The following is a 17,492-nucleotide window of genomic DNA, read 5'->3' on the forward strand; positions in this document are numbered from 1 at the left end:
CACTATCACGGCGTAAAAGGTTGATCATCATCAATATATAAGTCACGATCAATCGACAACAAAAATTGAATTAGGTCGGCGCGCTCGTCACTCGTTAAATTCACCGCGTGACTGCCGGCCGAAAGCACATCTTGAAGCGTCGCAGCGGAACCATCATGAAAATACGGCGCACTTTGCCATAACTCAATTAGGCTTGGCGTGCGAATGGATGTGAGAACGCCGCCCAGGCGGCTTCCAGATCCGGACTTAATGGTACCAACGTCATGGCTGAGTCCATCTCGATATGCACTGCCACTATGACAGCTCGCGCAGCCTTGAGCAGCGAACACGGCTTGTCCTCGTTGGGCGGCATCCGTCAGTTGGCCTGTATATGTTCGATGAGGCGATCGAGCAACGCTGCGTTTTCCTAAGCTGGCAAGGTAGTCCGCTAATGCATCAAGATCTGCACTTCGCCCACGGGTTTGCTCGTCCAACGGCGACTGACCAAAAAACGTAACGCCATCAATCAATCCAACGCCTTTGTTGAGCTGTTCAATTTGCAGCTCAAAATCTTGCACCTCATCGAAATTAGACGACCAGTGTAACGCGCCAAACCGTGTGCCCATGGCGCCATTAAGGCTGAGTGTGTTGCGCAGCCCTTCTCCCAAAGCCGTCATGTCCCACACACGTCCATCGTCGCCGCTATCCACGTGACAACCCGAACAGCTGATGTAGCCCTCTGGCCCCATGGCCGGCATCGAAGCATGATAGAAAACTTGCTTGCCGCGTTTTTCAACTTCAGTAAACAGTTCGTCCTGTACGGTGTTAATCGTCACAATACGTGGTTGATTGCGACCGTCATGAATAAAGCCCGCCACATCAATGGCACTTACCGAGCGCGTGGTTAGGTTTTTTACGTAAAGTTGTCGAACCGTTGCACACATTGCCTGTGGTGCTCCGCCGGCAAGAAATTGCGCGGCAGTATTATTCTGCGCGTTTTCAGCAAACACTAGGTTGTTGCCTTGCATAGCGACAACACGGGTAGTCCCGTCAACCAAATAGGTAACAAAGGTTGGGTCAGCGGCGTTGTCAAAATCAACCGTCCCAGCGCGTGAGCTGGGTTGCGTATTCGCGTCACGGTGATTAACTAGGTCAATCTCAACCAGCATTGGACGAACCGTATTATCGTCATCCAGCGGCAAACCATTTCTAAACAGTCCGCGGTCAGTGTTGGCCTTAATTGCCGATACATACGCGCGAGTGCCATCTCTGTTAATGACAATGCTCGACAGAATATTCGGCACGCCTGAACCATGGTCGATGTCATCTGGCACGGTGACCTTATTAATCCGAATCCGGCGCTGCAAAGTCAGTTCTTGGCCGACTCGCAGATCATAAACTTCGCCGTATTGGTCAGCCGAAATCTCCCGCGTGACCAGCAGTCGATCGTCGAACATGGCCATGGCCCTGGGTGTAGGGCCCACCGCCAAGCGTTGCATAATCTGTTGTGAAGCGACGTCAATGCGAATAACCTCGCCGGTTCCGTAGGTCGCCACCAGTAAGTCGCCACCGTGTTCGATCGCCGCGACGGGCTGCGAGCCATGGCCGGTATCAATGGCGAACACAGGGTACGTCGTATCAGCGTCGTGAAAAACTACTTTGTCATCTGCACGATAGGTAATGGCAACATACGCTCCAACGCGCGTTGCGGAAGTTGGATTTTGGTAATCTAGATACAGCTCCTGTTGAGACGACACGCTCAGTTCAAACGACGTCGAATCAATTGATGTATCAACAATGGTGACACTGTCATTGTCAGGGTTGACTGCCCAAATATTGTTGGTTTGAGATTCGTCATCACAGGTCAATTGGCTCGACTGGCGAGGCATGTATGGGGTACCAGGAAAACTGGGTGCCGGTGTCTCATCACCGGGATCCGGGTCTGGGTTCGTTGGCAATTCATTGCCGGTGGTGAATATAAAGCTATAAGGCGACAGCGTGTTGCCCATAAAGTCCTGCACGCCGTCCACCGAAACACGGTAACTGGTATCTTGCTTCAAGTACGAGTTAGGCCATATTGACCACGTGCCAGTATGCGTAAATTGATGTCGAAATGACACGCTGGCGACCGGATTGCCTGAAGCATCCAACTCTTGCACCTGCAATGCGTTAACCATGCTCTCTGAGCGCAGTGTTTCGGGAATGTGTAAGTGAATGTACCCGTCAATCGGGTAATTGGTTTGATTTGCCGTTGGCCGATGCCCAGACACGAAAGGCGGACGGGTATCCGGCTCGTCATGGATCACATAAAAGCACATGCCCTGCTCGTTAATGGATTCGTCGCGCTGCAAATCCGTGATGGTGTAGGTTTGTGATGTCGCCGAATTGGTAAGCACATCCCCAACACTCATGTCGCGGCTGGTAATCACGTAGTCGCCCGAGGGAGTTCGCCATAACGGATTGAAACCTTGTCCAGACTGATTGGTATGCCAGCGATTCAACTCCAACTCACCACCACTGACACGAATTTTTGCCTGTGTTTCCCACCAATCGTAACCGCCAAAGATCCCCACCTGCCCCAGTGGACGAAAGTACTGGCTGCCGTCACAACTGTTTTGTATGTCGTTGTACCGCACCACAATCTGGTCGAACTCCGTACTGTCGATTTGCCCATCAGCGTAGGCCGTCTCACAGCGCTCCAAGTCGACGCGAAAATGATCGACAAACGCATACTGATCTTGAAAGTTCACGTACATGGGGTCGCTCGATGCATCGCCATCGTGAGGACTTTGCTGATCTTGATCAAAATAAATCTCGCAGCTCAAAAACGGTGACTCAGGATCGCTGAAGTCTACAACGTAGATCGCAGGATAGTGACGCTCAGGCAAAACTCCTACGCGCTCGCGCGCGGCCCAAACCATTTTGTTGGTGCCGTACGGTTCAACCCAGTACCCGCCGATGCCGATACGATTACCATCAGGTTCGGTTTGAGTCGGGTTAAACACACTGAGCAACCTAGGTCGTTGACCATCGCGTACACCGGCCATATCGTAGATCGCCATTCCGGTCGACATTTGGTCCGATGCCATCACAAATAAATTGCCAAGCCACGAGCCAAACCCAGTCACGCCTGTCTCTGCCAAATGATCCCATTCAACAACGACCTCACCTAACCAGTATTCGTCAGGGTCTTGCGTTGAATCACCCAAGACATCCGCATTGCGAATTTGTTGTAAGCGCCCCGGTGCATTGCCATAGTTCCAAAAACTATGTGCAAAATACGGCGAGAACATCAAGGTGTAGGCAAAGGGCTCGCGGCCTCGAGTGTACAAATTCCGTGAGACTGCCTGGCTATTCGAGTCAACGCCAGCGGGATCGTATGTCATCCAATCACCGTCTTCGGCCGGGCTTCCATTACGGGTATACAAATACCCGCGCGTCTCATCAAAACGCGTCACGGTAGCATGTGCGCCAATCGGCTGGCCTAGATAACAATTGTCGCATGTGAGCGAGCGGATCATTACGGGATTGGTTAAATCGGTGATGTCCCAAACCGTATCTTCAGAGCGGTATGGAATGCCATCTGAGGTGCTGCCTGGGCCTTCGGGCAAATTCACCAAGAGAGGGCCAACCACACCTAAATCGGCAGTGCGGCCAAATGCGGTACCCCGTTTAGCAAGGAAATCACCCTGCGTTCCATAGTCTCGGTTTTCTGGGTAGTCGGCAGCGAACGCATTTGCATTTAACACCAAACTCAGCGTCAGGCAGACCGCCAGTGTGCGACACGCCCTCAGGGTATTTTCAACTTGTAGTAACATTACGCACCTACCTCCATGTTCATCGGCTCAGAAAAAAGACTGTTCCCCAAATTGTCGTAGCACTCGATGAATATTTGATACTGCCCGACTTGGTTGGCGTTTAAGAGAAGTTGATACTCCGTCGCTCGCCCTAACCCATTAACGTGCACACGCTCTGGCCGCTGACGGTTGTGACTCGATAAAACTCGACAGCCACTTGGGAGGTTGGTGAACCAGTGTAAGGCAATACTCGATTGCTGCTGTTCAGCCGTAAAAACGATGATGCTCTCGGCTGTATTAGGACGCGGGTCTCGGTTGTCGCCAAGGCCATCGCCGTCGCTATCGCTTTGTTCGTTCGGATCAAAAGGAAAGGCATCTAAATGATCGGGCACGCCGTCATTATCACTGTCGACGATCGATTGCTCGCCATCGTCATCCAGTAACAGCCCAATGATTGGAACCAACAGAGAAGCATGTTCTTGTGAGGCGACCATCGCGTTGGCAAGCCCAACGGTCGTGAGTCCGGTGGCCAGCACTAAGAAAAGGTTGAGTTTTATTTTTAGCATGTGGTGTGAGCAATGATTAGGTACAGATCAACAAAGGCAGGATTGATTGCGTGGTTGGAGTGAGTTCCACATTTACCCTAATCAAAATAACGAGGCAAACCGTTTGCTGACGAGCGGTCTATTTTCACCGCAGAACGGCACTATTAACGCGTTCAGCGTTTAAAATATTCCCCTTAAGGGAAAATCGCAGACTGATGATGCGGCCTAGCGCAAGGTATCGTAAACGGGGTCTGTCCCGCTTTTTGAAAATGTTTATTCCGGCTGGAAATGGATTTCCAAGTCTTGGACAAACGGAGCCTTAGACGAGTTAATAAAATCCTTAAACTGCACTATATTTCGAGGCTTACTTAAGCGTGAAGGCCCGTCGCCGTCTACCCATAGTCCGGCAAAATATGTTTTGCCGTCTCTGACCACGCGTTCAACATCAACCAATTGCTTACCTTTCTTGACAAGCTCATCTCTGGTCGTTCGAAATTGCTTTGTCTCGAGCGCTGGCATAAATTGAGCTGGTTTAGACAATATGGTCGAATCATTTGTCGGCGGATTCGAACTAGATTGACGCCACAATGCGGCGTAGCGAATGTCCCCGTCGTTGACGAGCATCTCTATATCAACGGGATATAAACCCGTTTTCTTTAGCGTCGCATTGCGTTGCTTGAACCCTTTAGCGCTCATGTTCGGTGAAAATTGTTCGTCTAACTTGCCGGACTGCCACAGGCTCACCACACGGGTATCTTGGTTGATTTGCAACAATTCAAAATCGGCGAGACGTAGCCCTTTATTAATATTTTTTTGATGAAGCTTATTAAATTTTGCAACTGTCAGTGGTTTTACAAACAGGCTGGTTCCGTTGCCTTTTTGCCAGAGCCCAACATAATATTGTCGCTGGTTCATGCGCAGTGTTTCAAAGTCGACTAAACGCATCTGCCTAGCGGACGTCATTGTGGCGCCGTATTCAAGAAAGTCGTCGAATAGTTTTGGCGGTGATACAACTCGCTTCTCATGTCCAGAGTTGATTAACCCTTGATAAAGAAGCTCACCATCAACCGCCGTCTTTGGGTTGGTGCGTTTTGCTTGTTTTGACGAGGTAGGCTTGCGTTTCTTTGCTAGCGCCTTTTTGATGTCATCATGACTTGCGCTACTGGCGCTGGTACTTCTACTTGTTTTTGCGAACTGCTTACCGTAATCGGAGTCACCGACACAATGAACAAAGAGTGGTTGCCAAGCGCTAAGCTTTTTAGACCGAGTAGGATTAAAAAGATTTCTTTTTCTTTTCTTAGTTCTGACACAGGAATAGCGTAACCCGACCTTATATGCCTGATCGATCTTAGTCCAAAACCCTTTTTTTAGAAGCGAGGCCGTGTCTAATCCAGCATTAGCGCGATCGTCGACAATCGTGTTGCACGCGTGTTGCGGTGACGACGAAAGAGTCGGTTCAAAGCTTGTCATTCTTGACGTCATATGTGAATACTGAGAGTTGGCAGACAACACACCAAGATTTTCTGCCGTAACGTGTTCCGAGTTCCCGAAGACCGACAGCAGAGGATCTTTCTCTAGTTGCCATTTATTTCCACAATCGATACTGAACGATGTTTTGAAGTGAACGTCTTTATCCCTAAGAATCACCGCGAATCTCCCGTCAGATTGATGCACCTCCACTATCGGTGATTCATTTACCCGCGTTGGAACGGAAAAAGAGTAATCACCGTTTTTAACACCGGCCTTAACTGAGTAAGGGTAAGCGCGAAGCGTTGACTCAGCGGCAGCAACCACATTAGGCATCACAAGAAAGCTCGCGACAAACGCAGATATAAGACAATGTGCAGCGGCAAGATTTCTAATAAACATGCGATACCTCTATAAATTATTTAAGCTTTTATGCTCTGCTTATGCCAAGTTTTCTTAACACTGCGCTAACAAAATATCGCTACAAGCAAAACGTGACGACATTAGTGTTTTGCGCAATGTTATCGGCCACCGTTGATTCAGAGATTGTGCCGCTTGCGGCATCGCTGCCGGCATAAATGGCAAAGCTACCGCCAGTGGCAGCTGAATTTCCCCGTAGCTCAGTGTCGAGTACGGTCAGCGTTCCAGAGTCGAGGTGTACGCCACCGCCGAAACCACGCCTTAGGGTGACGTGCTCGTTGAACACCGTATCAATACCTTCAGAAAGGTTATTTTCGATAATGCTCTCGCTTATCTCAGATAGCGAATTTGATATATAAATACCACCGCCCTCGGTGATAGGGGGGCTGACCGTCCCCATCCCGCTAAAATCGTCGGGGTTAGCGTAGACCCGATTGTTGGTGATTCTGCTGTTCCGACTAATTTGCAGGCGACCGTAGGTTCGCATGCCAATACCGCCACCAAGCTCCGTGGCATGATTATTGTCAATAACCGCCTCAGAAAAAATATACACCTGCGAGGAGTCAATTGCTCCCACGCCGCCGCCAGCTACGGCGCTATTCTCGCCAACCAGACTGGCATAAATCGACAAAGCACTGCTCATGTCCGCGCCGAGACCGCCGCCAATATCCGCACGGTTATTCCGAATAATACATCTACCCACCCGCACACTTGCGCCGTTGCTAGCATAGACACCGCCGCCAAGCTCCTGATCGTCGAGGTAGTTCACATGCTCAACAAAACCATAACTAATTGTGAAATTAAGAATGCTGACACTCGCTCCATCGACATGAATGATGCGATGCAAAGCACCGACGCCGAACAGCATCCACTCTGCCTCACGCGCAAAGAACAACAAGTCCTGCATCAAATACTGGAAGGTCGCTCAAACGCCGAAATATCCGCCAACTTCTCACGTTCTATTCGCACCATCGAAGCCCATGTGTCATCGATTCTGTCGAAATTCAATGCCCAAAATCGTTTGGAAGTGATTATTCGCACACAGAATGAACCATGGTTGAATCCGGCGTAAGCTCGTGACGTTAAGTGCATGCACTTTCACCTTCGCAATACGTAGAACACCACAGACCTGATCAAACACGCATCGAGCACATTCAACTCGATGCTGTTGCGGGCGGAGAGTTAACTGAATTGAGTAGTTTGAATTCAGTACGGACAGACCACGCTTAATCGATCGAACTCGTGGTTGAACGCGTAAATGTCGAGTAAAGATCGACGCACGACTTGACGCTAAAACGTGGTCTGTCCCGACTCACTTGGCTAATCTCAAGGAGTTCATTCGGTCTTTTGTGATGCTTTGGCACGACGTTGCACTCGATTTATGACTATAATTGTCCAGAAAATTCAACCCCACTACGTTTTTTTGAATTTAATGGCTCACCTCAAGTATTCAGAAACTCAAGATATTGCCTATCTTCGTGCTTATCACACAATCGGGCGAAGACGAAACCAGGTCAATACTTGTTTGGAATTTGATTTTGTTTCAAAGTTACATAGCCTAATCGAATGGAAGGGTGAGTGCTGGATGATTCGAGATATGTCCGCGAATGGAACGTGGGTAAATGGAGAGCGGATTGATTCCTTCACATCGTATTTGTTAAAAAAAGGAGACGTCATTGAAATTGCTGGGCAAGACGGCGTCAAGTTTGAGTTTTGTGACGAATCGCCACCGCACGACATGATCTATCAAGTAGAGCAAAAGCTAAATGTCTGCTCCTTGACTGAAGATTGCATGTTACCTAACGACGAAACGCCTGAAGTCGAATTGTATAAATGTCCGGAGCGTCAGCAATGGTTTGCTACTCGAGTCGGTGCCGAGCAAGGTCATCAAAGCGAACTAGGGCCTTTTGAACACGACAGCGAACTTAACGTGGGCGGGAATCACTGGCGATTTTTTTTAGGCAGCGAACAATCAAAGACCGTCGTGATAGAGTCAATTAAGCCAGAGATGTCGGCCGTTGAATTCAGGTTTGATATCAGTCAAGACGAAGAATCTACCAAGTTGACATTAATTCAGGGTACGCAAGAGCAAGACCTTTTCGAGCGTGGGCATCACTACATTTTGGCACATCTGCTCAGGCATAAACATGCACAGCTGATGGATTCAATTGACTTACTCGACGCAGGCTGGATGAGTTGTAGCGATCTAGGCCGCGACATGGGGGTTGATGAAAAATACCTAAATATCATGATATTTCGCGCGCGAAAGCAGATTGGGCAAGCTTTACTTGGCTACTCTGGAAGCGCCAAATTGTTTGAGAGGCGTCGCGGTGCCATTCGCACAGGGATTAGTAAGTACTCGATCTACAAAGGCTCGAAACGAGAAATTTAGCGCCGACTTATAATAATAAATGCAACCTACACTTGATTACAGCAATACCCGAATAGGCAGATATGAGCTTAAGCGTTTACTTGGCGTGGGAGGTACTAGCAAAGTATACCTAGCCATTGATACTGAGTTGCATCGACAAGTTGCGGTCAAGTGCATCGACATTAATGTAGATGATCAAAGTGTTACGCAATCCATTGAACGAGAAGCCGCATTAACAGCGCAACTCAACCATCAGAATATAGTGCAGTTGTACGACGTGGTTAAGACCGAGACAGTACTCGGACTTGTAATGGAATACGTTGACGGTGTGACGCTTTCCGATAAACTCGGACAAAGCAAACCCACCACAGAACAGGCCTTAGAGTGGTCGATACAAGTCGCTCAGGGTTTGTGTCACGCCCATCAGTCTGGAATTGTGCATTGCGACCTCAAGCCAGACAATATTATTGTCACCAACCACAACATTCTTAAGATTGCCGACTTTGGAATTGCCAAACTACAATTGCCAACGACATCACTTGACGTTGACACTGCAGCCGCAATCAGTGGCAGTTACCACGCGGTTTCGCCAGAACAGGCTCAAGGCCAGAAGATCGACTTTAGAAGTGATGTTTTTTCTTTCGGCCTATTGCTCTATCAGTTGTTGACCGGCCGCCACCCGTTTGGCTCATCGGAAAACAGCCAAACAATTATGCACCGGATTGTGCATCAGCGTTTTGAATTCAACGCGTTAGACCGCGTTGAAATGTCCAATGAGTTAATGGAATTAATCAGCGCCCTACTAGAAAAAAAGGCGCAGAACAGACCGACTAATATGGACAAAGTCACCACGACGCTACAACAAATTTTGCACAGTCAAAATTCGTCGTTCGACACGGAAGACCACACTCGTGTTCTAACACCGATTACACCGCAAGCAAGTTGGCAAAAGTCACGGGGAATTTGGTTCGCCGCGGCGGCGCTGATATCAATAATTGGCGCCGCCACCTTAGCGCTTTTGGCATGGCAGTGGTGGCCCGAAAAAGCAGTGCCATCGCTTTATGTCGCCGTTTTAGAGCCAGTAATTGAAACACAGGGCGAATTCGATGAGGAGTTTAAGCGGCAGATAACAACAACGCTAAAGACATCGATGCAAGAGGGCGTTATTAATTTGGAGCATGTAAACCTAATTGTACAGAACGATCTTGAGTCATTTGATAATAACTATCAAAATTTTGCCGATGCCATGGCCGCCGACGTTATATTGAGAATCGAAGCTAGCTGCTCGCGCTCACAATGTCAGCTTAATTTGCAACGATTATCGGGGCCTCAATGGATCGTACAGACTCAAAAAAATTGGCCTGCCATTGCCACTTCGCTAAGCGATATTCGACATACAACCTTGTCGGAGTTATATCAATTATTTGATGGCGAGCAAGTCTCCGGCGAGAGTCAAAATGTTGATGAGGCCGCGTATCGGGAATACCTCGACATATACAAAGAGAGTGGAGCAGGAGTTGACGCAACAGCTGAGCACTTAAGGCAACTCGAGAGAATTTATCGGGACTTAGACTTCTTTCCGCTTTATGAGCTTTATGTTACAGCGGCTCTCGATCTTTATAAGGAATCAAACGAATCGGTCTACCTTAAAGATGCATCAAACTTTTTGCAGCGGGCATCGTTGTCCACTAGAGCCCGGCCTGAGTTCAAATCCTTGGAGTTCGATCTATTATTGCTTCGAGGTCAGGTTGCAGAGGCCCAAGAAATAATAGATCAGCTAACAACTTCGGGTGCCGAGCGACTCTTAGTCAACGAGCTCCGCGCCGACTTAGCAGCACACAATAACGATTACGAGTCTGCGGTGCTATTTGAGCGGGAGAATGCACAACTTAGGCCGACGCTGTCTCGCTTATATAACCTTGCTGCATCAGAGTTTTATTTAGGTAATTTTGAGTTGGCAAGTCGCTCAGCAAATCTGGCACTCAACATAAACCCTGAAGACACAGACACCCATAATCTATTGGGAGCCATTGCGTTAACGCAAGGCAATCTAGAACAAGCAATAAGTTCGTACTTGGCCTTAGTGTCTAAAATTCCAAACGGCGATAACTTAAGTAATTTGGGTTTGTCACTGATGCTAAAAAGAGACTATAAAAGAGCAATAGAATATCAGCAACGCGCACTAAGTCTAAATCCAACCAGCCCAAGCGCCCTACTCAATTTGGCCGACAGTTACAATTTACAGGGCGATCTAGCGACAGCAAAAAGCATATACCAACAGGTTTTGGCCGCCACCGATAACAAGTCTAACGTAATGCAATATACTGGGCGAGCACAAGCTCAAGCGCACTTGGGTCTGCACATTGAGGCGATTAGAACATTGCAGGACGCAAAAAAGCAGTATTCTGATTCACCCGACCTATCGTATTCATCAGCCATCGTTCATTCCATCGCTGGAAACTACGGAGCGGCCATTGTCGAAACTGAAGATGCTATATCACAAGGGATGGGCACAATTTGGTTTTCCATGAAGTGGTTTGAAAAGTTGTGCTCTTACCCTCGCTTTACAGCCCTATTTGATACTGATTCAACGCCACAGGTTTGTGTCCAGTTACGAGATACGGCGGTCAATTAGTCTTGCGTGTTATTTTAATTTGTGGGTCGGCAAGAAAGGTCTTAGAAGAAGCCCCCCTTTTGACATTAAAGCTCACGCTGAAGGGTTTTTCAATGGAAACTTTATCAGTAAAAGCTACCTGTAGTACACTATTAGTTCGCCCATCCGTGTCATAAAGTTTTACTGCTTTGACATCATTTTTGCATTTCATATTTGAGGGCTTAAACGTCAAACCCTTATTTGCAAAGCTGTAGTCGGGCGTCGAGATTTGAAAATTAACCTTGTAAGTAGGATCGCCCGTTTCGGGAAAAGTAACGACGATTTCTGAAATTGATTGAGTCAGATTGCTGTCCTTATACGGCGTGGTTTTAAAGCACCACCTGCAAAAGAAACGGCAGTGCCTGCACAAGAAACAAAAGAAACGTCTCTTTGTCACTTTGAGGTAGACAACCGGCGGACTTTTCGATGCTGTAGAAGAAATGGGAATATGTAAGATTGTTTCAGTCATTGTAGAATCCTATTTAAGAAAAATATTAACAATAATATTGCCCGACATCCGTTAGTCGGGCCTTATCATTCACTACGAAAAAGAGAATCGAAAAATAAACCATCCTGAGATTAGCGCTAGAATGGTTTTAGGGCCGTAAACAATACTTAACTTGTTTTCCGCGTAATCTTAACCTGGGGGTCGGCCAAAAAACTCTTACCAGACGAGCCCTCAGTCACATTGAAGCTTAAGCTGACTGCGTTAGAAATGGTGACTACGTCTGTGAAAGTAACAGGTAGAATATTGTCAGTCCGACCAACGGAGCCAGTAAGTTCCCCCGCTGAAACATCGGAACTATCATCACTAGGAAAGTTGAGGCTGTTGTTGGAAAATTGGTAGTCAGCCGTCACAATTTGAAAGTTCAGTGTGTAGCCAGGTCTACCGTTTGCTGGAAATGAAAAGTCAATTTCTGAAATTTCTTCTTTAAGCGTGATATCACTATACGGCGTGGTTTTATAGGTGGGGGGCGCATTTCCCACGACTTTCTTTTCAACTTTAAGGTAAATAGTTGTTGATCCGCCAGTGGATGGTACATCAATGGTCTTTGTGCTGATTTCAGTCATCTAAATATCCTCTAAAATAAAATTAGTTAAGATTGCTCGACATCCCACCTTTGCATCGTAACAGCATTTCCTTACCTGGAACCTTGTGTGTAATAAGATGATATAAAAGTGGCGCAGTGAATTAATACGGGCGGCCCCTCAGTCAGTAATGTCACCAGCTGGGTCCTTGCCGTTGCGATGGCCGTCTTGAGTTCGATATTTCCCCCGACAGATAACCCGGTGTAATAAAAAGAAATCACATTTTCATCCACTGAGGAATATATTAAATGGGTAGCTTGTTTATACGGAGCCAGCAATCACATCATCGCAATAGTGGAGAAATATTATGTCAGCATTAGACTATATTAAATGGGTAGGCCAAGACAAAACTGAGACGTTTCAAGATGGTCCGTTAAAAATTGAACACACGTATCGTATATCTGCCGTAGACCGCAGCGGGCCAGACACAGTTGTTCATACAATTAAAGTAACCAACACCTGCTGCAACAAAACGAAACTTAAAGACGTAATGGTGTTAGTAGATTTAGATGTTTCAGGTACCAGTTGGGATGCGCACCTTTGCGATATTTATGGACGTCGAGTAAGCAGGGAAGACGAGTACCTTAAATTCGGCGAGATTGAACCTGACGGTATTCGCACAAAAACCTACCGCTGGACCGCAGCGTCAGTCACTGAAGGTGAGCGACTAGACGTGAAGTTTAACCTGATACCAAGTTATCAAGTTGTTTATGACAGAACTAACGCCTTTAGTCATAGCTGCCCTGTTAGCTTTCATAGTGCAATGATCTGATCCGGGTTGGGTTGGTTTGGGTTGGCTTGGGTGGCTCAAGTACGGTTGGAGTCGAGGTTGGTTAAACAGAAATAAATCACGTTTAATTAGTCAGACTAGTATTGAGCCACCTAACCCTTCTCAACTTAACTGGGTTAACAGACATCTCTCGCGCCTAATGCGAGCTCTTCTCCAAACCGAGTATACCGTTTAGGCACTCCGATTCTGGCGAGCTGATTGTCTTATTTCATTGATCATTATCTAGGAGCGAAGCGTGGCACCCCAAGTGGCAACTTGTGACCCATCGCTCCGGCAACTTGTGACCCATCGCTCCGCTCTGAAGCGCGTAGCCTGCGTTTGAGGTATGACATGGGGCGTGCTGGTTTAGGCTAATAGAGGCTGAAATAGTTGCCATGTTACTTTTCCCTCCTCAACAAAACTGATCAATTCGAGTTGGCAGTCTTCGATTTTAAGCGCTAAGCAGTGTTTATGAGTTACCGCTAACTCCTACTCTTGCGACCAGCCTCTGTCAGTCATTAGATACGTGGCAAAACTGGCAAGCCAGTGTGACCCCGAATAGTGTTCATCTGACACCGCGGCAACGCCCGTGTCGGCATGAATTTTGGCGGCGGCGACCAAGCTGCCTCTACGCGGATCGTTGTCAGGCAGAGCCCTTGCGATATTGTAGAGGTTCCACGCACGTGAAGAGTTCACACCATCAAGATGCACTAGCTTGCCGTCGGTCGGGTCGTCTACTAGTCCCGGCGCAAGCCAATTGCCCGAGCCATCTGTCGGCACGGTGGGTAAAAATAGACTAAACCATGTAGAGAACGCTTTACTGGGTAATATGCGCCGCATTAAGTCGGCTTCCATTAAGCAGGGAGACAAGAAGTCTTCGCCACTGGGCTCGTAAGCCAACGGGCAATCAACATCATTTTTATGGAACGCCAGCGAACGCTCGATAATAAGCGTTTCCATTTCTTGGTCGTTCGCTTCACGAGCCCAATCAAGCATTAAGCCGAAGGCAAAGGCGCTTTGATTGTGCGTGCCTAGGCGAATCGGGTAAACCAGTTTTGGTAACCATACCTTTAGGCTATCGGCAATGTCGTTTTCCAGCGGAGCAAGTATCGCCAACCATTCTTTGGCTTGCGGATCGTCCCATTGCCGTAACTCAGTGGTGAGCTGCAAATACCACGCTAAGCCGTAGGGGCGCTCCCATGAGCCGCGCGCAGGGCGCGCAAAGTTAGCGATTTCGCCTGCGATATTTTCTTGGGTGAAATTTTCGTTTAACTTTGTAATAGCATCCTGCCGCCAAGCGGCATCTTGTTGCCCTACTCGCAGCAAACGAACCAATAGCCAATGCCCGTGCACCGCGCTGTGCCAATCGAAACATCCGTAAAACGTTGGAAAAAGTTCACGAGGCCGACCAATGGCCTCAGCGTTGTCGGTGGTTCTAGAAATCTTATTGGGGAACTCCTGCTGCACACAAGCGATGGCCAAAGCCGAAAAACGGTTCGCTAAATCTGGTGAAATAGAGCTCGGATAACTGAGCGTCTCTGTTTGCCCGCCATGTGCCAATGGCATACAAATAACTAGGCTCAACAGACCAGCAGAGAGTGTCGCCTTTAGGTTGATCATAAAGTGAAGCCAATAAAGAATTTAATATGGGCTTACTCTAACAAGAAAAGTCTAACTAAGGCTAAATTTAATCTAGGTACGCGAGGATTTGGTGACCATACCCCCAGTAGTAAAAATGGGGGCTGCCTAGATTTTGTTACCGACTCGCTAGCGACCTCGCTTCGCGTCGACAGAGAGCGAATCATACTCACGAAATGCAATGAGTATTAACGACGCGAACAGCAAGGTGGTAGATGGAAAAAAGGTCAGTTTCGCTTCATCGGTCAAGTATCGGCCAAACGGATCAAGAATATAGACCATGATAGGCACAATGCCGGCGATATACCAAACGAGTTGAGCGGTGTATGAGAATGCGCGAGCGAAACCAATACAAACCAACGCCCCTAACAAAACTTGTAAGCTACCAAGGCCCAAGTTGATCATGTCGCCCGACAGAAACCCGCCGTAGTATTTGTCAGATACCGCGTTTGCCTTATCGGTCGCGGCCAACTTAACGATCCCCCAAAGGATGAGATAAATTCCAGTCGATAAACGCAGTAGCAGTAAACTCAGTGCTTTCATAATTGTTTCCTCTAGAGTGTGACGGGTTTTGTTGAGACAGTTCAGGCCTTAGCTCAAAGACCGTATGATAGAGCAAAACCTTGCAGCGCTGGAAGAGTTAGGGGTAGGCTAGGTTTAATGGCTTTACTACCGGCGCGCCTTGGACTTAAGCGTCCGGTTTCACTTTGTCACTGGGGCGAGACCTTTAAACGTGCCCTGTCCAGATATTCAGTACGTGGCGCGCTGGGGGATTTGAATGGTGTAACTTAAGGTCCAACTTAAGGAGGTAAAGCCCTTTACCAAAACTTCTATTTTAGGCTGGTAATCTAGGCCGCTCTCAAAGCGACTGCTCTACATTGCATGCCAGCTGACTCTATTAGCTTCGAAAAAGAGCTTGTCACCCTTAGGTTTTACTAGCTTGCTATCCGTATACAGTCTGTTGCATGTACCAGCCCCTTCAGGAACCGAATGGCCTTTTCAAGCTCATCTCTTTTTACGATATGAGGTTGTCCAAGCATGGTACTAGCTTGATGTGCGGCATCTCCTCGTTTTGAGACAAGTTCATCAAGAACCTTTTTCGCTTGAGCTGGGTTGTAGTTGTCCCACTTCCAACCCGAAGTAATATCGATTTCAAAATAGCTCATAAATAGCTGTTTGGTTTTCGCGCTATTAGGATTAAAAAACCGCTTCATATCATCATCGATACGCCGCTGTACGAAATTCCCCAACTGACTCCCACTGACAGCCAATAGCCAAGTTCCAATTTCGTCTTTAAACCTATCTTTCACATACGTTTCCCACGCGGCTAATGCCATTACCATCCCAGCTCTCTTTAAGGCTTCAGAATTTCCTTCAGCGTCTGAGTTATTTTCACTGTCAAAACGACTCAATAAGCCTTCCGCGTCTTTAATCGCTTGATCAAATAGTTTTGCTGCTTTCGTCATATTTTTTATGGTGCTGTTTTAGATTTTCAAAGACAGACCACGTTCACTCGATCGAACTTGTGCTCGGATGCGTAAAGTTCGAATAATAAGTGACGCACGATTTGACTCTAAATAGTGGTCTTTCACGATTTGCTTTTAAATTTAACTAATAATTTTTCCAAATTCTGAATACGCCGTTCGTGCTTTTTAGATTGGCGAAAATCTCTAAGGATGCTGCTATATAATTTTAATGTGTAAAGCACCTCAGCATGTGTTCTCTCCTCAATTTCAGACAAGCACTGCCTCTCATAAAGATCCCACACACTTCTTCCATCATCAAAAACGTTCGAGCCAAAATATTTGGTTGTGAGATTACCCTTTGTTTTAGGGTATAAGAAATCGTGTTTATGATTAAAGACTCCAATAGCTACTTGCGACAAGTCTATAGACCGAAACTGACTCTGAAATTGAAACGCCTCCGCATTAGACAGAATCTTATAACGTTTAAAAAGTTCGAATAGCACCGGCACATCCGATGTCGTTATCCCAATACCGCAAAGCAGAGGTGACACGCTTGGTGAATTATCTTTAGAGACAAATTGGAGTATTTTTTCCATGTAACCAAATATATTTTCAAGCAGAGATCTTTCCGAATCATGGTTCCAAAGCCATAGCGGTTGAATCATCTCATTTAGATACGAGTCCTCTTGGGTAAAATCGTTTGTCGGCGATAGTGAGAGAAAGGAACCGCCGAGTAACTTACTCTTTTTGTCCCATGGGTTATAGCAGAACCCGCCTTCTCTCCTACTTTCGGTTGGTACATAAAACTCCAGGTCGAAGAAGATAATCCTGCAACGCTCCATATTGATATTAATTCTGCGCATTGTCATCATTATCAACTTTGGTTTAATAACTGTCCACCTAAGAGACCGCAACTCGGGACTCATTATTGTGCATACCCTAATGCTCTTCAGTGAGGCATTAAAAGGTGCTGGTCAAATAAAAAGGGTCGTGATTGTGTAAAAGGGCTCTGACACCTTAAATTGTGTAAAAGGGCTCTGACACCTTAAATTTGTCAATCCCAAATATTGACCAGTAAAGAATCACTCCTTGCTTGAGAGATTCTCTCTACTGGCTACACCAACCTTCTGCTAGCTGCCTGAATCGACGCAAACTATAGGCGCAAACTATAGGCGCGATCTTACAAGCTGCAGGTTATGGAATCGATGGTGCTGACACGGCAACTGAGCAGCAACTCATTGCCTAAATCAACCATTCGACTTGATAGGTCACTAGGCTAAGTGATTAGCCAATGACAC

Annotated in this window: 14 protein-coding genes; 4 read left to right on the plus strand and 10 right to left on the minus strand. The window is 47.2% G+C overall.

Annotated elements, in window-relative coordinates:
* Positions 1 to 5: 5 nt before the first annotated feature.
* From DFR28_RS01305 to DFR28_RS01320, 4 genes are all read right to left on the minus strand, one after another.
* A complete protein-coding gene (locus DFR28_RS01305; RefSeq protein ID WP_113952496.1) occupies positions 6 to 3,797 on the minus strand; it encodes an Ig-like domain-containing protein in 3,792 nt (1,263 codons plus the stop codon).
* A complete protein-coding gene (locus DFR28_RS01310) occupies positions 3,797 to 4,342 on the minus strand; it encodes a hypothetical protein (RefSeq protein WP_113952497.1) in 546 nt (181 codons plus the stop codon). Before DFR28_RS01310 ends, DFR28_RS01305 begins: the two co-directional genes overlap by 1 nt.
* Before the next feature lie 252 nt (positions 4,343 to 4,594).
* On the minus strand, positions 4,595 to 6,190 hold the full coding sequence (locus tag DFR28_RS01315) for a hypothetical protein (protein ID WP_113952498.1): 1,596 nt from the start codon (positions 6,188 to 6,190) through the stop codon (positions 4,595 to 4,597).
* A 79-nt stretch (positions 6,191 to 6,269) separates the two neighbouring features.
* Positions 6,270 to 6,977: a hypothetical protein gene (locus tag DFR28_RS01320; RefSeq protein WP_211316804.1), complete on the minus strand. Its 708-nt coding sequence runs from the start codon at positions 6,975 to 6,977 to the stop codon at positions 6,270 to 6,272.
* On the opposite strand from DFR28_RS01320, the gene DFR28_RS19800 reads away from it, so the two are divergent.
* From DFR28_RS19800 to DFR28_RS01335, 3 genes are all read left to right on the plus strand, one after another.
* Positions 6,978 to 7,280 (plus strand): response regulator transcription factor, encoded by a 303-nt coding sequence (locus tag DFR28_RS19800; protein WP_211316805.1) that lies wholly within the window; start codon positions 6,978 to 6,980, stop codon positions 7,278 to 7,280.
* A 309-nt stretch (positions 7,281 to 7,589) separates the two neighbouring features.
* Positions 7,590 to 8,600 (plus strand): FHA domain-containing protein, encoded by a 1,011-nt coding sequence (locus tag DFR28_RS01330; RefSeq protein ID WP_113952500.1) that lies wholly within the window; start codon positions 7,590 to 7,592, stop codon positions 8,598 to 8,600.
* A gap of 19 nt (positions 8,601 to 8,619) precedes the next feature.
* The gene (locus DFR28_RS01335; RefSeq protein ID WP_113952501.1) at positions 8,620 to 11,214 is read left to right on the plus strand and encodes a serine/threonine-protein kinase; all 2,595 of its coding nucleotides are present in this window, start codon (positions 8,620 to 8,622) and stop codon (positions 11,212 to 11,214) included.
* On the opposite strand, the gene DFR28_RS01340 is transcribed toward DFR28_RS01335, so the two are convergent.
* A complete protein-coding gene (locus DFR28_RS01340) occupies positions 11,207 to 11,701 on the minus strand; it encodes a hypothetical protein (protein ID WP_113952502.1) in 495 nt (164 codons plus the stop codon). The genes DFR28_RS01335 and DFR28_RS01340 overlap by 8 nt on opposite strands.
* Positions 11,702 to 11,847: 146 nt before the next feature.
* A complete protein-coding gene (locus tag DFR28_RS01345) occupies positions 11,848 to 12,303 on the minus strand; it encodes a hypothetical protein (protein WP_113952503.1) in 456 nt (151 codons plus the stop codon).
* A gap of 325 nt (positions 12,304 to 12,628) precedes the next feature.
* Between DFR28_RS01345 and DFR28_RS01350 the strand changes: the two genes are divergently transcribed.
* The gene (locus tag DFR28_RS01350) at positions 12,629 to 13,093 is read left to right on the plus strand and encodes a hypothetical protein (RefSeq protein WP_113952504.1); all 465 of its coding nucleotides are present in this window, start codon (positions 12,629 to 12,631) and stop codon (positions 13,091 to 13,093) included.
* Positions 13,094 to 13,579: 486 nt separating this feature from the next.
* Here the strand turns inward: DFR28_RS01350 and DFR28_RS01355 are convergent, their stop codons facing one another.
* From DFR28_RS01355 to DFR28_RS01370, 4 genes are all read right to left on the minus strand, one after another.
* Positions 13,580 to 14,710 (minus strand): DUF2891 domain-containing protein, encoded by a 1,131-nt coding sequence (locus tag DFR28_RS01355; protein WP_170131925.1) that lies wholly within the window; start codon positions 14,708 to 14,710, stop codon positions 13,580 to 13,582.
* Positions 14,711 to 14,857: 147 nt separating this feature from the next.
* Entirely contained in the window at positions 14,858 to 15,271 is a 414-nt protein-coding gene (locus DFR28_RS01360; protein ID WP_113952505.1) for a hypothetical protein, read from the minus strand.
* 392 nt (positions 15,272 to 15,663) lie between these two features.
* Entirely contained in the window at positions 15,664 to 16,194 is a 531-nt protein-coding gene (locus DFR28_RS01365) for a HEPN domain-containing protein (RefSeq protein ID WP_113952506.1), read from the minus strand.
* A gap of 122 nt (positions 16,195 to 16,316) precedes the next feature.
* Positions 16,317 to 17,057, minus strand: coding sequence for a hypothetical protein (locus DFR28_RS01370; protein WP_147250892.1), 741 nt, complete (start codon positions 17,055 to 17,057; stop codon positions 16,317 to 16,319).
* Between the last annotated feature and the right edge of the window lie 435 nt (positions 17,058 to 17,492).

The organism is Arenicella xantha (assembly GCF_003315245.1).
GTDB lineage: Bacteria > Pseudomonadota > Gammaproteobacteria > Arenicellales > Arenicellaceae > Arenicella > Arenicella xantha.